Source organism: Pseudomonas sp. GD04158 (genome assembly GCF_029834875.1).
Classification (GTDB): Bacteria; Pseudomonadota; Gammaproteobacteria; order Pseudomonadales; family Pseudomonadaceae; genus Aquipseudomonas; species Aquipseudomonas hydrolytica.
In genome coordinates, this window is record NZ_JAODYT010000007.1 from 24,137 (window position 1) to 38,989 (window position 14,853).

General features: G+C 64.9%; 19 protein-coding genes and 1 pseudogene. All 20 read right to left on the reverse strand.

Translation table 11 applies throughout. The features are described from left to right. Positions 1-172: 172 nt before the first annotated feature. Positions 173-688, reverse strand: coding sequence for a DUF6631 family protein (locus N7333_RS04625; protein WP_279858536.1), 516 nt, complete (start codon positions 686-688; stop codon positions 173-175). 2 nt (positions 689-690) lie between these two features. Beyond that, positions 691-1,464 (reverse strand): hypothetical protein, encoded by a 774-nt coding sequence (locus tag N7333_RS04630; RefSeq protein ID WP_279858537.1) that lies wholly within the window; start codon positions 1,462-1,464, stop codon positions 691-693. Between the two features lie 11 nt (positions 1,465-1,475). Then, positions 1,476-1,685: a hypothetical protein gene (locus N7333_RS04635; protein ID WP_279858538.1), complete on the reverse strand. Its 210-nt coding sequence runs from the start codon at positions 1,683-1,685 to the stop codon at positions 1,476-1,478. Next, on the reverse strand, positions 1,682-2,122 hold the full coding sequence (locus N7333_RS04640; protein WP_279858539.1) for a hypothetical protein: 441 nt from the start codon (positions 2,120-2,122) through the stop codon (positions 1,682-1,684). The genes N7333_RS04635 and N7333_RS04640 overlap by 4 nt, the downstream gene beginning before the upstream one ends. Beyond that, positions 2,122-2,637: a DUF1320 domain-containing protein gene (locus N7333_RS04645; RefSeq protein WP_279858541.1), complete on the reverse strand. Its 516-nt coding sequence runs from the start codon at positions 2,635-2,637 to the stop codon at positions 2,122-2,124. Before N7333_RS04645 ends, N7333_RS04640 begins: the two co-directional genes overlap by 1 nt. Positions 2,638-2,640: 3 nt before the next feature. Next, positions 2,641-3,483, reverse strand: coding sequence for an HI1506-related protein (locus tag N7333_RS04650; protein ID WP_279858542.1), 843 nt, complete (start codon positions 3,481-3,483; stop codon positions 2,641-2,643). 12 nt (positions 3,484-3,495) lie between these two features. Further along, entirely contained in the window at positions 3,496-4,389 is an 894-nt protein-coding gene (locus N7333_RS04655; RefSeq protein ID WP_279858543.1) for a Mu-like prophage major head subunit gpT family protein, read from the reverse strand. A 14-nt stretch (positions 4,390-4,403) separates the two neighbouring features. Beyond that, positions 4,404-4,811 carry a hypothetical protein gene (locus N7333_RS04660; protein WP_279858544.1) on the reverse strand — a complete coding sequence of 136 codons (408 nt, stop codon included), beginning with the start codon at positions 4,809-4,811 and terminating at the stop codon, positions 4,404-4,406. Positions 4,812-4,814: 3 nt separating this feature from the next. Next, complete coding sequence (locus N7333_RS04665; protein WP_279858545.1) at positions 4,815-5,921, reverse strand: phage protease; 1,107 nt, start codon at positions 5,919-5,921, stop codon at positions 4,815-4,817. A gap of 218 nt (positions 5,922-6,139) precedes the next feature. Further along, positions 6,140-6,703: a phage virion morphogenesis protein gene (locus tag N7333_RS04670; RefSeq protein WP_279858546.1), complete on the reverse strand. Its 564-nt coding sequence runs from the start codon at positions 6,701-6,703 to the stop codon at positions 6,140-6,142. A 2-nt stretch (positions 6,704-6,705) separates the two neighbouring features. Further along, the gene (locus N7333_RS04675) at positions 6,706-7,935 is read right to left on the reverse strand and encodes a PBECR2 nuclease fold domain-containing protein (protein ID WP_279858547.1); all 1,230 of its coding nucleotides are present in this window, start codon (positions 7,933-7,935) and stop codon (positions 6,706-6,708) included. Then, the gene (locus N7333_RS04680) at positions 7,925-9,496 is read right to left on the reverse strand and encodes a DUF935 domain-containing protein (protein WP_129483252.1); all 1,572 of its coding nucleotides are present in this window, start codon (positions 9,494-9,496) and stop codon (positions 7,925-7,927) included. Before N7333_RS04680 ends, N7333_RS04675 begins: the two co-directional genes overlap by 11 nt. After that, on the reverse strand, positions 9,490-11,151 hold the full coding sequence (locus N7333_RS04685; protein ID WP_129483251.1) for a hypothetical protein: 1,662 nt from the start codon (positions 11,149-11,151) through the stop codon (positions 9,490-9,492). Before N7333_RS04685 ends, N7333_RS04680 begins: the two co-directional genes overlap by 7 nt. Further along, positions 11,151-11,699 carry a phage protein Gp27 family protein gene (locus N7333_RS04690; protein WP_129483250.1) on the reverse strand — a complete coding sequence of 183 codons (549 nt, stop codon included), beginning with the start codon at positions 11,697-11,699 and terminating at the stop codon, positions 11,151-11,153. The genes N7333_RS04685 and N7333_RS04690 overlap by 1 nt, the downstream gene beginning before the upstream one ends. Before the next feature lie 2 nt (positions 11,700-11,701). Beyond that, entirely contained in the window at positions 11,702-11,998 is a 297-nt protein-coding gene (locus N7333_RS04695) for an ArsR family transcriptional regulator (protein WP_129483249.1), read from the reverse strand. Positions 11,999-12,005: 7 nt separating this feature from the next. Next, complete coding sequence (locus N7333_RS04700; protein WP_129483248.1) at positions 12,006-12,341, reverse strand: DUF2730 family protein; 336 nt, start codon at positions 12,339-12,341, stop codon at positions 12,006-12,008. Continuing rightward, positions 12,341-12,964 carry a lysis protein gene (locus tag N7333_RS04705; RefSeq protein ID WP_129483247.1) on the reverse strand — a complete coding sequence of 208 codons (624 nt, stop codon included), beginning with the start codon at positions 12,962-12,964 and terminating at the stop codon, positions 12,341-12,343. Before N7333_RS04705 ends, N7333_RS04700 begins: the two co-directional genes overlap by 1 nt. A 210-nt stretch (positions 12,965-13,174) precedes the next feature. Then, positions 13,175-13,801: pseudogene (locus tag N7333_RS04710) on the reverse strand (transglycosylase SLT domain-containing protein); the annotation flags it as partial. A gap of 80 nt (positions 13,802-13,881) precedes the next feature. Further along, complete coding sequence (locus N7333_RS04715) at positions 13,882-14,184, reverse strand: putative holin (RefSeq protein ID WP_252576716.1); 303 nt, start codon at positions 14,182-14,184, stop codon at positions 13,882-13,884. Between the two features lie 179 nt (positions 14,185-14,363). After that, positions 14,364-14,813: a hypothetical protein gene (locus tag N7333_RS04720; RefSeq protein WP_129483246.1), complete on the reverse strand. Its 450-nt coding sequence runs from the start codon at positions 14,811-14,813 to the stop codon at positions 14,364-14,366. Between the last annotated feature and the right edge of the window lie 40 nt (positions 14,814-14,853).

The following is a 14,853-nucleotide window of genomic DNA, read 5'->3' on the forward strand; positions in this document are numbered from 1 at the left end:
CAGGCGGCGGCTATGGCAGGCACCTACTTTTGGAGCGCCCTGAAGTGCTCCTCTGCATCTTTGACGCTGGCCGCCGCCCTGTTCAGGTCAATGAAGTTCTCAGCTCGCTCAAGACGCCGTCGGCGCTTCTCTGCCTCGAACAACAGCAGGATCTGCCGCTCGGTATAACGACCTATTCGCTCGACGTCGCCGTAGCCGGCGCGGATGAGGCAGGCGTAGACGTCTGCCCAGCGCGCTGCTTTTCCGCCTCGGCCGCCCGGTAACGCTCGGCCAGAATCCGGCTTAGGGCGCGCCGATAGAAAAAAGGGCCGTTGGCTGTCCACCACTTCAGCAGCAGGGCATCGCCTTCGTCCTGGTCCTTCAGCGTGCGCAGCTCCTCGACCTCGATGTCGGCCGAGGCGGCCACCGCCTGCAGGACGTCATCCAGGTGCGCAACGACCAGCTCCATGATCTGCTCCAGGGGTGGCACCGAGTCGGCTTTGATCAGCTCGTACAAACCGTCCAGGAACGGCTTGAGCTGCTGGCGAACCTGCAGGCCCTCGACGAAGCCGTACTCTCGCACGACGACGATGCGGCCGTTGAGCTTCGCCTCCAGGTTGGGGTGAAGTTTCTGCAGGTCATCCGCGCCCTCGGCCGCTGGGGCCTCGGGCGCGGTGATGATGCCTTTCTTCTCCTTGCGCTGGGCCATGATCAGGCAGCCATCTCAACGAAGCGGCCAAACTGACCCAGGTCGCCCGATGCAGGCTTGCTGGAATCCAGCAGCGTGGTGAAGGTGACCGGCGAGCCTGCCAGCTGGTTGCCGCTGGTGATGAGCGACAGCTGCTGCAGCAGGCCGGCGCTGGTCTTGTACAGCTCGACCAGGATGGGTGCACCGTTCTCGGCCAGGTTCACGCCCTTGTACTTCAGGGCGTAGTTCTTGTCGGTGCCTGCCAAGAAGGCGGCCTGCTTGGTTGCACCGTGGCTGTAGGCGGCCTTCAACGGCTGGGTCGGCGCCGGCGAGGTTGGCAAGGTCAGGATCTCGACATCGCCGAAGATGTCGTAGTCGTAGTGAGTGCCGCGCACCAGCGTAGCCGGGGTCGGCGGCGCGCTGTCGGTAATGACCAGGTCGGTCACGTTCATGTGATCGAGCGAGATCAGATCACCATTTGTGACCGGGTTCGGCAGCAGCTCACCGGTTACGGTACCGGCGGTTTGCGCACTCATGCGGGAGCGAGTGAAGCGACCCACGTTGTCGGCGTCGAGCTGGTGCATGGTTGCGTTCCAGGTCATGCCGGCCTCTTTGCCGAAGTGGCGCACCATGGCATTGACGCCGCTGAACGACTCCCGGTGTTGAACGCGGGTTTCGTTGCCCTGGCCGGTCAGCTCGGACACATCGCCCACCCACACCCAATCGCCCAGGACGCCACCCGCGAGGATCTCGGCAATCCACAGCTTGCCTTGGCCGAAGTAGTAAGACTCAGACATTGTGCACCTCGTTATTCGGCAGCCGTGGTGGCGCCTTCAGTGGTTTCAGGGGTCTCGACGACACCAGCGCGAATCAGGAAGTCGCGCTCAGGGGCCGTCACTTCGATGGTCGCGCCTTTGGTTTTATCCTCGCCGGCATGCTTGTGCGGCTTGGCCAGCTTGACCTTGTACAGCTCGGGCTTGGCAGCCGGCTTGGCTGCTGTTTCGGGTTGCTTGCTCACGGGTTGCCCCCTAGTACGTGGGTGGTGGTGTAAATGTCGATCCAGAGCACACGGTCGCTGTCGCTATCGAGCACCTGGCCCTTAAGCCAGATGCAATCCTTCCAGCCGGCTGGGGCCCAGCCGATAAGGGCCTCTCGGGCCTTACCGACAAAATTCATCACTTCATCCTTGGCCGCATCCGCATGCAGGTCGCGGTAGTTCCTGGCGCAGATCACCACGCCGAACACGGCAGCGGCTGCCGCCTTGCGCCGAGGCTGGCCTCCATCGGCTGCCGGGTTGCTCTCGGCGGCCAGCACCACCCAGCAATCGCCGGTGCGGAAGTCCTGCAGGCCCTTGAGCGTGTGATACGCGGCGGCTCCGTTGATCTGGCCGAAGTCCTGCACCTGGTCGCGCAGGCGGTTCTCGACGAGCGTGGTATCCAGGGGCGCGAAGTTCATCAGTACGCCCTCCGGCTCTTGCGATCGAACACGCTCGGGGCGGACTCGAAGCGCACGTCGAGCTGATCCGGGTTGCTGGTGATCGGGTCTTCAGCGCCCAGGCTGAACTCGCCCTTGACCACCATGGCCAGGAACTTCAGAGCGTCCCGGTAGTTGCGCACGATCGGGTCGGAATCCTCTTTACCGCCGCGATCCTTGTGCAGCAGGTACCGGGCGATATCGCGCGCCCAGCCGGTGACCAGTTTCGGCACCGGGCTGAGCGGTAGCGGGTAGCTGCGCTTGGCCAGGCTGCCGTCGATGATGCTTTCGGCTTCAACAACGGCGTCCTGGATGCGCTGCAGGGCGTCATCCGCAACGGCGACCAGGTCAGCCGCCCAGGCGCTGCGGTCAGAGCCGCGCAGGGTGGCCTCCATCAGATCGGTGGCCACCGCGCGCATGCCTGCCTTGGTGGCCACCTGGGCCAGTTCGCTTGCGCCTGGGCGTTCGGCCAGGTCGTCGAGGGTGATGTAGTTCATGGGTCAGTACACGCGCTCACCGACGCGGCCGGAGAAGATGCCGCGCTCAACCTTGAGGTTGGGCTCGTTCTCCAGCTGCTCGATCTGCTCGACCGTCAGCGCGGCGATGGCGATGCCGAAGCCCTCGCGAGTGAAGCGAAAGCCGCAGCGGCGGAAGCCCTGCTCGGGAATCGCCTCGATCCACAGCCCCTCGTAGTCGCCATCGTCGCCCAGGCCATCAACAGCATCAGTGGCACTGCCACCTGCAGGCGATGTAGCTGCCTGCGCCTCCGCACCTGGTTGAGTCACAACGGCATCGGGCTTCAACTCGCTCAACGCCACGGCCAATGGATCTACACCGACGTCGACACCTGGTGGATACGGCACCGGCGCAGGCGTTACCGATGCGCCGATACCCACCTTGGCCTCGATCTGCATAGCCAGATGCTCAGGCGGCAAATCGGCAAAGCCCTCGATCTCGACGAACTGGCCGACCTGGCGCAGCAGCGGCTCATCGAGCTGCGACAGCGGGATCAGGTCGCCCAGGTTCTCGCCTGCGGCTTTGAGCTTGTAGAGGTATTCGCGGATATCCTCGCCACCCAGGATCACAACAGGGTGGGCTTCCTGCCCGGTAGTAACGCCGGATCCATTCCCGGCCATGTCACCGGCCTGGGCCGGAACGCTCTCGGTGGGTTGTTCGGTGCTGGCCGGCTCGTTCACCTGAGCCGGCGCAGCGTTATCAGTGGGTGCCGCCGGCTGGGTGGCCAGCTGTTCGGCGGCCGCAGGGGCAGTCGCAGGGGCTGCCTTTTCTGCGCTCTTGGCGGGCGCCTTCGCAGGCGCCTTGGTGGTCGACTTAGTGCCAGCCATGCGACACCTCCGTCACGCCAGCCACGGGGTGGTCAGCACGTCCACCACATCGCGGTTGATGTTGGTGGCGCCGGCGGCGTTGCGCTCGGCCTTGACCACTTCCATGGCGGTGGCGCGCAGGCTGGGCGGCACCACCAGCAGCTTCGGGCGGATACCGAGCGGGCGGCCGTTGTCGCCCTTCATGCTCTGCATAGCCGCATAGGCTGCGTTGAAGTTGGCGGCGTTCAGCGTCTCGCGCGAGGCGTAGGCCAGCTGCCACAGGCCATAGCCGACGTTCAGGCGGGCATCCACACCCCAGATGAACTCCTTGCGGGAGAAGACGTTCTCGTCTTTCTCGTCGGTCTTGGCCACGAACTGATAGTTCTTGCGCTTCTGCAGGATGATCGGGCGCATCACGCGCGTCACGTCCAGCAGGAACCACGGCGTACCGCTGCCGCCCTGGAAGTTGCTCACCGAGGTCTCCTGACCATTGGCGCCGAGCACCGGGTGGTCGGTATCGAAGAAGAACTGGCCGTCGTAGCACTTGCCGGTGAAACCGTTTTTCAGCAGTGCATACACCAGCTCGGCCGGGTGCTCCTTGGCATCCTGACCCAGCTGGGCCATCAGCGGGTTGTAGGTGCCGTATTGATCGTCCTCGATCGCCTCGCGGGGCACGCCCACGGTGTTCTCGAAGCTCTTGTTCTTGATGCTGTAGTCATGCAGCGCCAGGTTCTGGATCACGCGGTCGCCGATCCACTCGCGGAAGCGGGTGGTCGCGCCCAGCCAACCGTACTGCTCGATGGCGGTACCGGAGTTCACCTCCATCACCAGCTGGTTGTAGTCGATCGGCGCACCGTCGAAAGCGTTCTGGAAAGAAGCCTTGAAGCCGGTGTGCAGGATGGCGAGGTTTTGCTTGTTGATGATCATCTGAGTCTTGCTCCTTAGATCTCGACCCAGACGCCATCGCTATCCACATCGCGGATAACGCCGGCAACCGAGCGGGTGTTGGTGGCAGAGGTCTTGGCGACCGTCTGGTCGTCGACGATGTAGGCCGTGGCGCCGATATCGGCGCGGGTGATCTCGTCGCCCGAGGCGCTGTTGACGAACGGGAACACGCCACGGCGGGTTTCCACGCGCACATCACCCGCAGCACCAGCGGAGTTGTCGACGTACTCCTGCGCCACCCCACGGGCTTTCAGAGTGGTGGCAGTGCTGCCCGGCACGGCGAAGCCCGAGGCGTTGATGCACACCAGCGCGCCGGCAAAAATCTTGGTGCTGGCGGCTACCGGGTCAGAGAACAGCACGCCATCGCGGCGCTTGGTGTTGCGGTCTTTGGTCAGCGCAGTCATGGCTTATTGCTCCTCGGCCTTGGCGGCCTTGAACTGTTCGGCGGTCAGGCCCATGCGCGAGCAAACAGCCAGCTCGTCCTGGGTGAGACCAGTCTTCTCGTCCGCCACCGGGGGTTTGCCCCCAGTCTGGCTACCGGTGATGGCCGCGATGGGCTGCGCCTTGTCCAGGTAGGCAGTCAGGGCGGCGCGGTTGCTCTTACCGAGTTCACGCGCCCATTCCTCCATGGTCTTGTGCAGGCGACCGTCTTCCAGGGCGGCGGTGATCTGGCTGTCGAGATCCTTCTCGTCGCGCTCGCCCAGGCGGGCGGTCAGAGCGGCCATCTCGGCCTTCAGCCCGTCGACGACCGAAAGCGGCACGTACTGAGCCGGGTCGACGCTGGCGGCAGCCTTGGCCTTCAGGCCGGTGCAGGCTGCCAGGACGGCCTTGCCATCAGAGGCGTCGCCTTCACCCAGCAGCTTGCGCAGGTCAGTGTTGAATGCAGTGAGCGCGGCGATCGCCTGCTCTTCGGTGGTTTTATCGGCCTGCAGGCCGAGTGCGGCACAGACCGCCAGCAGCAGTGGGTTCACGGGGTTTTCCTCTGGGGAGTCATCGAAACAGCCGAACGACGCGGCGGCGCGCAGGCTGAGTTCCTGCATGCCGTCGATTGCCGGGGCATTGGTGAGCGCGCCCATCTGCACGTCCAGGACGTCGCCGGTGGTCGGGTGGTAAAGGAACACGGGGGAGAAATACTGGTACTCGCCCTCGGCGATGTACTGCGCGGCGCGGGCGGTCAGCTGCACCTGGGCGAACAGGCCTTTGCCTTCACGCCATTCCAGGGCCTGGTACCAACCTGCAGCTGGAGCGGGCTGGCCGTTCTCTTCCTTGAGCAGGGTCTGGTGTTCGTAGTCGACCACGCGCTTGTTCTTGGTGGCGTGGAAGCGCTCGATGACCTTGCTGGCCACCGCCGCGTCGATGTGCCAGGACGGCACCTTGATTTCACGACCATCAGCAGGCAGGAAGTGGCCAGCCGGCGTCACCTGAACCCAGATGGTGTTATCGGCAGCCGGCGCCCCCAGTACGAAACTGCAGGCGGCGAGTGCAACGGCGAGAGGGGTGCGTTTTGTCTTCATGCCGGCAGCTTGGCGCTGCTGGCCGGGCAAGTAATTTTGACGGGGCAAAAATCTTTCGGCGGGGAGTTTTGCAGCGATACGCGCGAAGGTGAGTCAATGCCACCCCACCTACCGTGTTTATAAACGCCCAAACAGCCCCAGAAACGGCCAGAGGCGCCTGCACGCATACAACGGCAGCCCCCAAACGCCTTCAGGGGCCTTCCTGGCGCGTTTTGGCGTTATGCGGAATTTGGCATCAGGTAACGGGTGGCGATGCCGGCGATGGCGTAGTTGTCGTCGTCGCTGATACCCAGCCAGGGCCGCGCCGGAATCTGGATGGTGTAGGCACCGATGGTGACCCACTGGGCGAAGTTGCTCTTGCGCTTGCTGACGAAGGTATTGCCTACGTCGCCGGTTTTGCCGTCCTGGCGGAAGTAGGCCTGCTGGCTGCGCGCGGCGACGTCGATGCTGCCACCGAAGTGCATCATCGCGCCGTAGATGCGGTTCGTGCCAAACAGCAGCTCATTGTTGTTCACCTGGTAGCGCAGGGTGTTCTTCAGAAAGCCATCGAGCACCAGGATCTTGTCGCGGTTCTTCTTCTTGCGCTTCAGGTAGGCCGGTGACAGCGCCTGCCAGGGCGTGCCATCCGGCGAGGCCTGGCTGGCGAAGCGCTGGTCATGGGCGATCAGCAGGTACTCGCCGATATCGCGCAGCATCGGCGCCGGGTCAGCCAGCGCGGCGGCGGCCTCGTTGACAACCGCCAGTGCGGCAACCGCATCGAACTCAAGCGTAACGCCGGCCATGGTCAGTCCTCGCGCCGGTACAGGCGCACGCCCTGGCGCAGCAGCTCGGCCACACCCTCGCGGTCTGCCTCGATATCCCAGCTCCAGGCGTTGCCGGCCAGCTCGATGACCACCAGCTGCGTCAGCTGCTGGCCGAGGTTGAAGCGACCGAGGTAGCGGCGCAGTACCTGGGATTTGCGCAGCGGTTCGGAGTACTCCAGCCGCGTCCAGATTTCGTCTGGCTGTAACAGCGTTTCCGCCAGCAGCGGCAGCAGCTCGCCCTGACCCTGTACGGCAGGCGCGCCGCTGGGCTGCTGGAACATGCTCGGGCCAACAGCGATGCGCTCGCCCAGGACGTCGGTGAGCAGCTCGGCGGCATCGAGCTGGGCGCCGAAAGCATCGAGCGCACGGCGGGCGTACTCGGCATCGCTCATGCCTGCCGGCGGCAGGGTCTCGGGGTCGATCACGCGCGGTACCGGCAGCGCATCCGGCGCCGGGCGATTGGGCAGGCCAGGTGCGGCGGATGGGATCAGCTCCTCACCCAGGCGCGGTACCGGCACCTGGCTCTCCAGCCGCGACTGGCCGGGAATGTGCTCGAATCCGGGGTCGATGCCCACCGGCACCGTCACCGTGCGCGGGCCTTGCGGGCTGCGCTGGCCGATGGTGCGTTGCTCGAAGACGATCGGCGGCGCCGTGTCCGGCCCGGTCTTGCCCATGCGCACCAGGTCGTCATAGCTCAGCGCCCGCACGCTGCACTGGCAGCCCCAGGCGTTGATCGGGAAGTGGTACTGCCACCACGGGTCATCCCAGCGCAGCACCATGCCGTTCCAGGCTTCGTGTTCCTCTCGCGGGTACTCGACCGCATCGCTGTGCAGGTACTGCCAGTAAGGGCGCTCCTCGCGCACGGCCAGCAGCTGCTCATAGCGGCCGGCCATATAGCTGCTGCGCATGTTGGTTTCGTAGATCACCCGCGAGCGCCAGTTGCGGCCGCCGTTGTAGCTCCAGCCGTACTTGGCGACGATGCGGTCGAAGTCCTGGCGGAACGCCTCCAGCGTGGTACCGCCCTCGATCGCCCGCTGCACCGCCTGGTGGAAGTCGGCCACCAGGTCGTTACGGTTGGCGCCGGCTACGACGAACGCATAGTCGTTCTCGCGGCCGTATACGTCCGTCCAGCCGTTAGTAGGCAAGTTGAGTTTGCGGCGCAGGAACTCGTTCTGCTCGCGGAACGGCAGCGACGTGGCGCTAACGGCCATTGGCGGCCTCCTGGACGATGTCCAGGCGCCCCTGCAGGGCTGCAGCGGCCAGCGCCTGCGCCATGGCCTCGGCGTACTGCTCGATGCTCATGTCCGGCAGCAGCTCGGCCAGGCCATCGCGAATCTGCTCCAGGCTCTCGGCCCGCTCCACCAGCTGGCGGATACGCACGATCCACTGGCCGGTGATGGGCTGCAGGTCATCGTCCAGGCGCTGTGCGGCGGTGGTGGCTGGCTTCTGTTGTGCGGTGGCCACCGCAACGCCTGCAGGCGGCTCAGGCTCGGTCGGCGCCGATGGCTCGGCCTGCAGCTGCAACACGTCCTCGTTGTCGGCCGGCTCAGGGATGGCGACTCGCTCCTGGGCCCACTGACGCGGAATCTTGAAGCCGAGCTTGACCAGGCTGGGCAGCGCATCGGCGTAGGCCTTGAGATCCTCTGGTTCCTGGGTGGGGAACACCAGGCGCGGGCAGCGCTTCCAGTTGTCCACCAGGCCGTTGAGCACGGCGATCGGGTACACCAGGTCACGGCTGATGGTGGCGGCCAGCTGCTTGGCGTCGGAGTCGCGCAGATCGAGGCGCACCTCGTTGTGCACGTTGCCCAGGGCGTTGGTGTTGGTGCCTTCGCCGGTACCGCTGGTGAGCGTGCCGCCCAGGATCACCTTGCTCTGGGTGCGCTCGCACCAGTCGATCATCAGCTTGAACGCAGCCGGGTCACCCTGGGCAGCGTTGAGGAACTCCATCTCCATGCCGATCGGGATGATGCCAGCGGCGCTGTGCCCGAGCTGGGCCAGGGCGCGCAGCAGCGTCAGCTTCTCCCTTTCGGTGGCGCCGCCTGGGTATTTGCCCACTCGCATGGGGATGCCGTAGATCTCCAGGAACTCGGCCAGATCACCGACGCTGTAGTTCTTGAACAGGTACGGCCACACCAGCACGCGCATCAGCGCGCTGCGCTCCAGGTAACCGCTCTTGGCCTTGTGAACGTGGGTTATCCAGGTGAACGGCTGCAACGGCTCGCCACCCATGGAGCCGCGCAGGCGGATCTCCTGGCGCCGCTCGCCACGGGTGAGCTGGAACCAGGTCTGCGGCCGATGATCGATCGCACGCGGCAGCCAGTCACCGTCCACCCGGTGCCAGCCGTCGAACTCCAGGCAGGCAAAGCCCTTGCCGATGGCGTCGGTCACGTCGAACAGCATCGCCTCGAAGTCATCCAGCCCGGCCAACAGCTGCTCGAGCGCGGCGGTTGCTTCCTTCTCCTTAGCGGTGGGGTTGTCCGGCGGCACGATCTGCCAATCCAGCTGGGCGACCGCGCGGCGGCGCTTGTCCATCTCGGCGAACACATGGCCGTCCTTCTCCTCGATGTCCTCGAACAGCTCGTACTGCGCGACGATGTCGCCTTGCTCGGCGGCATCGAGCAGTGCGGCCAGGCGGCTGGGCGTCAGGCCGCGCGAGGGGTGGTTGCCCACTTCGTGGTGCAGGCTGGTCAGGTGGGCGGTCTGCGGCTCACGGATTTCGGCCAGGCGGATCGGCTGGCCATCGGGCCCCAGGATGCGGGATGTGGTCACCATGATGTGGTCGGCTCCGGTAATTCGATGTCGTTGTCGTCGTTGGCCACGTTGTCGAAGCCGCGACTATGGCGAGGCAGCATGGTCGCCTCGATGATGCCGCCCTGCATGAAGCTGGCCCGCACGGCCATGGCCAGGGAGATGGCCGAGTCGCCGTGGCGCTTGGCCTTGGAGCTGGTGCTCTCCAGATCCTTCGTGCGGCCCTTGTCGATGACCGGCACGCCTTTCTCGACCTTGATCGACAGCAGGTCATCAAGCGTGGTCTGGTGCCGGGGTAGCTGCAGGTTGAACGCCTCGAACTCGCCCTTGAGCTTGGGCATCCACTCGCCGTACCAGGCCAGCGATAGCGCCACCTGGTCGACCATGGTGCTGCCGTACTTCAGCGCGGCCTGTTCAGCCAGGTACCCACCGTTGCCGGTGGCGTCGAACGCCAGGCCAGTCAGGCGCGGCAGGCGATCGCAGATGTAGAACATGATCTGCTCCTGCGCGCCGTAGGTCAGGTTGCGCAGCTCGACTTGGAACGGCACGCGCTTGCGCAGCAGCGGGTCGATCTGCAGCGGGGTGAACACGGTGAGGTCGCCACGGCGGGCGAAGTCTTCACCGAAGGTGTGGCGGTTGCGGTCGCTGAGGCGGGCCAGCTCGGGCTGCAGGTTTTCCTCACACCAGGCGCGCACCTCGGCCTCGCGGTGTTCGGGCGTCCACTCCTCGAAGCCTTGCGGCGCCTCGTAGCGGTAGATGCGGATCGAGTGGTCGGAGACCATCGCGGCCTCGATCAGCACGCGGCTCAGGTAAGCGCCGCCGCTCTTCTTCGGCACACAGCCGTACTCTTCCTCGGCCGACTCGATGTTGGGGGCGTTGCGGTACAGCTTGTCGCGCCATTCCTTCTCGGCTTCAGGCGACCATTCCTGGTTGGTGACGTAGCAGATCCGCTTGTACAGCCCCTGGGCCAGGGCATCGTCCAGGGTGATGCGGTGGATGCTGTAGTCCTTACGGCCTTCGCGTGCGTCCTGGATGTAGCTGTTGAAGGCATTGTCCACGCCGTTGTGGGTGCTGATCAGCCGGACCTTGTTGCCCCACATAGTCAGCGCCAGGGCCGCCTTGAGCAGCTCTTCAAGGGACTCATGGAAGGCCGCCTCGTCGATCACCACGTCGCCCTGCAGGCCGCGCAGGTTGCTAGGACGCGAGCTGAGCGCCTGGATTTTGAAGCCGCTCTTCGGGAAGCGGATCATGTAGGCGAGGATCTCCTCGCGGCGTCCGTCATCCCAGAAGCTCTGCTCGTAGACGTCGGCCTGGGCCATCTCATTGAACGCACGGGCGAACAGCGCGCAGGCGGCGATGTACTCCAGCGCCATCTCCTGCTTGCTGCCCACGTAGAAGGTATTGCAACCACCGCGGCGCCGAGGCTTGGCGGCGTTGATCACGTTGCGGCCAGCCTCGGCCCAGGTCAGGCCGGTACGGCGGGACTTCTCGGCGATCATGATCTGGCTGGTGTCGTCGAACCAGCGCTGCTGGTACGGCAGGAATACGCCCTCGGCCTCCGGTACCGCATCGGCCATATCCTGGGGCACGACGACGCCATGAAGCTCCAGCTCGGCGGCGAGGTCGATCTTGCGGGGCTTGGTCAGCGCCTTGAGTGCTTTGCCTTCTTGCTCGCTCATCAGGCTTTACCCATCAGGACGCGGCGGATGCGGTCTTCGAACTCTTCGCTCATGCCATCGCTGCCGCGCATCTCTTCCAGGCGCTGCTCCTGCTCGGCCAGCAGCGCCTCGCGGGCTTCACGCTCGATCGCCTTGCGCTCCTCGCGGCTGGCCTTGCTGGCCTGCAGCACGTCCTTCGCGGCGCGGGCGAGCTTGCGCACGTCGTCGATGGTTGTCTCGTCGTCGATCTGCGCGCCCAGGGCCGCGTGCGTGGTCAGGGTCTGGATCGACTGCACCATCAGCGCGCCGGCCTTGTCGTTCGGGTTCTCGCCCAGCTCCTCGACCAGCAGGCTGGCCATGGCCTGCTGCTCGCGCAGCCGCTTGGCCATCTCGTCGAAGCTGACCTTGTAGCGGCCAATCGCCGAACGGCTGGGCTTGTCCGCACTGGGGAAGTGCTCGTGCAGATCCTCGATCAGCTCGTCCAGGGTGAGGCGCCGCTCGCGCAGGCGCTTCTCGATGTGGGTACGGACTGCCGGATCTAGCCGGTCGATGCTCGACTTGCGCCCCATGGTCAGGGCCTCGGCTTGCTGACGCCCGGTACCGAGGCGCGGCCAGCAGCCACGTCGCCACCACGCTCGGTCAGGGTCACGACCAGGACGGAGCCGATATCCTCGATCGCCACCAGGCCCTGTTCGCCGAGCCAAACCAGGTCGCCCTTCACCTGGTCGCGGCTCGGGTGGTGCCCGAACTGGCCCAGCAGGTTGGCGATCACCGAGGAGTTGGAACGGTACTGCGGCAGCTCAGAGAGGATGCGCAGCATCACCAGGCGCTGATCCTGGCGGAGATAGTCAGCGTATTGAGTGCTCATTGCAGCCTCACTTGTTGTTCAACAGGTATTCATTCATGCGCTCAACGGCGCGTGCCAAAGGGTCGAGCGCTTTGGTTACCCCCGCGATCTCGACCTTGATCGCCTTCATGTCTCCAGCCAGCTCGGCCAGCTCGCCGGCCAGTTCGGTGAACTGGTCACTGGTGGGCAGGTGCTTCATCTGCTGCTCCAGCACCGTCAGCCGGTTGTCCTGCCCGGCCAGGCGCTGGGCCAGGGCTTCGGCCTCCACCTTGGAGCTGGCCTTGCGGGCACTGCTCCAGGAGAAGTAGCCCACCACCACGGTGAACAGGAACTGCGCGCCGCGCAGCAGGGAGTCGAAGTCCATCAGGGCTTGTCCTTGTCGTGTAGGTCGATCAGCGCGTTCAGCTGCGCACGGATGGCGAGCGCCCAAGCGCCGTAGTCACGCGCATGGGCCAGGATGTCTGCAGCGGTAACGCCGCTTTCCAGTAGTTCGGCGTCAGAGCCGGGGGCGGGCCAGGCCGCTTCTTGAGAGCCGGCGTAGGCTCGGCAGCCGGCTGGAGCTGGGGCAGTGGCTCCAAGCGCTGCGTTGAAGTCGCGCAGCCAGCCACAAGTGACAACGAAGCGAGGAGCAACCACAGGGGCAGCGCCGCGCGCCGGGGCGTATTGAGTCGAGACACGGTTGATGCGCTCCTGTGTGAGTTGCTGCTTGAGCCGGCCGATCTCGTCCTGGGCATCCAGGAACACCAGCTCGGCCTGGTTGGCGCGCTCCACCTGCTGGCGGTAGAGCACCAGGTTCTGTTCGGCGGCATCGGCGCGCAGCTTCTGGTGCTCCTCGCGCAGATCGGCAACGGCCTTGTCGCCCTTGGCCTGAGCGGCGCTGTGGCCCCGGTCATACTGGCTCTCGCCGTAGGCGTACATCAGGTATGCCATCACCACGAAGATCGGCACGTGCCAGTAGTCAGCGATCCAGCCGATGACGTTCTTCATCACCGCCCCTTACGCTTGAGCCGGCGCCGCAACCAGCGCGGCATGGGTGGTCGTTTGTCCACGCGCTCGGGCGGCCAGAGCTGGGCCGGTCGAACGCGGGGCGGCGGCGATGCGAACAGCTCGGCGGCAGCCAACCAGTTCCGGGAGCAGGCGGCAGGCGAACTGGTGGTCAACGTGGCGAGCAGAAACAGCGTTGGGATCTTCATGGCGGCTATACCTGTCGGCGCAAACGCCAGGCCCCCAGCCGGCAGCCGCATACATGGGCTCCCAGCGCAGCAGGATGGCGCGCGGGTAATGGCGGTTCTCGCGGAAGTTGGCGATCGAGCGGCCAGCGTTGTGCCGCTCGACGGAATCGAACCAGGCCAGCGGATCGGCGCCCTTTGCCGATGCCAGCCTGCGGTCACGATTCACCCAGCCATTGCCGCCGTTGTATCCGGCCAGCACGAAGGCCCAGCGGTCACACTCGCTCACGGCCTGGTTTCGTTCGTAGAGCCAGCGGTCGAACGCCACCATCGCCCGCAACGCCCAGCCAGGGTTATACGGCTGCGCCGGGCCCAGGCTGCGCGGGTAGATCTCGGCCATCCAGTCGGCAGTCGCGGGCATGAACTGCGCCAAGCCCTCGGCGCCGACGCCAGAGCGGGCATTCACCCGCCAGGCGCTCTCCTGATGCACCTGGGCGGCGAAGGTCGCCACGGGCGCCCCCAGGCCCCATTCGGCATGGGCGGCGCGCACCAGGGTGCGGCGGTGCTGCTCGGCAGCGGTCGGGATGCTTGCAGCATCGGCGCTGGGCACGATGAAGAAGCCGACTGCGAACACCAGCAGGATCAGCGGAAACAGGAACAGGCGCGGTTCGACCATCCAGATGATCGCCAGGTCATTGCCGGCCTCAGCCAGCCAACGCTTGAGGCGGTTCACGACTAAAGCCCCAGCGTCATGCCGAGGATGCAGGCCAAGGCGATCACGGCTCGCCTGATCCACGCCCCGACGATATGAATGCCCCCGATGCACTCATGCGGCCTGGCCTCGACCAGGAACAGCACGCGGTCGATGTAGTACGCCAGCACGGCGCCGATGGTGATGAGGCTGACCTTGTACAGCACCACCTGCAGCTGCTCGGGCCGCACGAACCAGATGGCGGTCAGCAGCATCAGGGAGATAACAGCGAAAACGGTCATGCGCGGCAGGAGGCGGCGCTTGGGCTTGTTCTGGCAGGTGGCCATGGGTTGCGCTCCGAGGTTGGCCAATCCCTGGCCGTGGCTGTGCTCATACCGGCAGTCCGACCGGGGGAGAGATCACAGCTTCGCCTCGCGCGCGCGCGGAGTAATTTGGACGCGGCAAAAACAACTAGGGCGCCATTGCGGCGCCCTCTGGACCTGGGTGTTTCAGACGTCTTAAGGCGTTAAGCGCCTCTGATTACTCGCGCTACGAAAGATAGGACCTCTTTGCGCACCCACTCTTGATCCACACTCTGCAGATCCTTCATAGGCAACGCACCATTGCCGACCTTCCCCTTGGGCGTCCATACATCCCAGTTCACTTGCACTTTCGGGTTAGCTACGAACGTCAAGGTTGACTCAGGTAGTCTTCCTCGTGTTCCGGGTGCTTCAAGCTGGAAGCCAAAAACAACTCTTGGGGTTGAGGTTTCCCCAACAGCTACCCTGCAGCTATGCCCTCTTGAGCTAAGTTCCGACTCGAACTCTCTGAGCACCGGCACGAATATAGTGTTAAGTAGTTCCAACGCATGATTACGGAGGTTGTCTGCTTGCTCCTTGGCCTGGCGAGCATCTTCAGCAGCCTTATCAATGCGCTCATTTCGTTCTTGAAACAGCTTGTCCAACTCATCCTTCATCTCTAACTCCCAATTCATCGCGCATAGCCACTCCTAGTTA

Excerpts from the sequence above, each read along its gene's own strand:
- N7333_RS04700 (WP_129483248.1), bottom strand. The coding sequence starts at position 12,341 with ATGGACTTCGACTCCCTGCTGCGCGGCGCGCAGTTCCTGTTCACCGTG.
- N7333_RS04675 (WP_279858547.1), bottom strand. The coding sequence starts at position 7,935 with ATGGCCGTTAGCGCCACGTCGCTGCCGTTCCGCGAGCAGAACGAGTTC.
- N7333_RS04660 (WP_279858544.1), bottom strand. The coding sequence starts at position 4,811 with ATGACTGCGCTGACCAAAGACCGCAACACCAAGCGCCGCGATGGCGTG.
- N7333_RS04680 (WP_129483252.1), bottom strand. The coding sequence starts at position 9,496 with ATGGTGACCACATCCCGCATCCTGGGGCCCGATGGCCAGCCGATCCGC.
- N7333_RS04670 (WP_279858546.1), bottom strand. The coding sequence starts at position 6,703 with ATGGCCGGCGTTACGCTTGAGTTCGATGCGGTTGCCGCACTGGCGGTT.
- N7333_RS04720 (WP_129483246.1), bottom strand. The coding sequence starts at position 14,813 with ATGAAGGATGAGTTGGACAAGCTGTTTCAAGAACGAAATGAGCGCATT.
- N7333_RS04665 (WP_279858545.1), bottom strand. The coding sequence starts at position 5,921 with ATGAAGACAAAACGCACCCCTCTCGCCGTTGCACTCGCCGCCTGCAGT.
- N7333_RS04715 (WP_252576716.1), bottom strand. The coding sequence starts at position 14,184 with ATGGCCACCTGCCAGAACAAGCCCAAGCGCCGCCTCCTGCCGCGCATG.
- N7333_RS04690 (WP_129483250.1), bottom strand. The coding sequence starts at position 11,699 with ATGGGGCGCAAGTCGAGCATCGACCGGCTAGATCCGGCAGTCCGTACC.
- N7333_RS04645 (WP_279858541.1), bottom strand. The coding sequence starts at position 2,637 with ATGAACTACATCACCCTCGACGACCTGGCCGAACGCCCAGGCGCAAGC.
- N7333_RS04705 (WP_129483247.1), bottom strand. The coding sequence starts at position 12,964 with ATGAAGAACGTCATCGGCTGGATCGCTGACTACTGGCACGTGCCGATC.
- N7333_RS04640 (WP_279858539.1), bottom strand. The coding sequence starts at position 2,122 with ATGAACTTCGCGCCCCTGGATACCACGCTCGTCGAGAACCGCCTGCGC.
- N7333_RS04695 (WP_129483249.1), bottom strand. The coding sequence starts at position 11,998 with ATGAGCACTCAATACGCTGACTATCTCCGCCAGGATCAGCGCCTGGTG.
- N7333_RS04630 (WP_279858537.1), bottom strand. The coding sequence starts at position 1,464 with ATGTCTGAGTCTTACTACTTCGGCCAAGGCAAGCTGTGGATTGCCGAG.
- N7333_RS04685 (WP_129483251.1), bottom strand. The coding sequence starts at position 11,151 with ATGAGCGAGCAAGAAGGCAAAGCACTCAAGGCGCTGACCAAGCCCCGC.
- N7333_RS04625 (WP_279858536.1), bottom strand. The coding sequence starts at position 688 with ATGGCCCAGCGCAAGGAGAAGAAAGGCATCATCACCGCGCCCGAGGCC.
- N7333_RS04650 (WP_279858542.1), bottom strand. The coding sequence starts at position 3,483 with ATGGCTGGCACTAAGTCGACCACCAAGGCGCCTGCGAAGGCGCCCGCC.
- N7333_RS04655 (WP_279858543.1), bottom strand. The coding sequence starts at position 4,389 with ATGATCATCAACAAGCAAAACCTCGCCATCCTGCACACCGGCTTCAAG.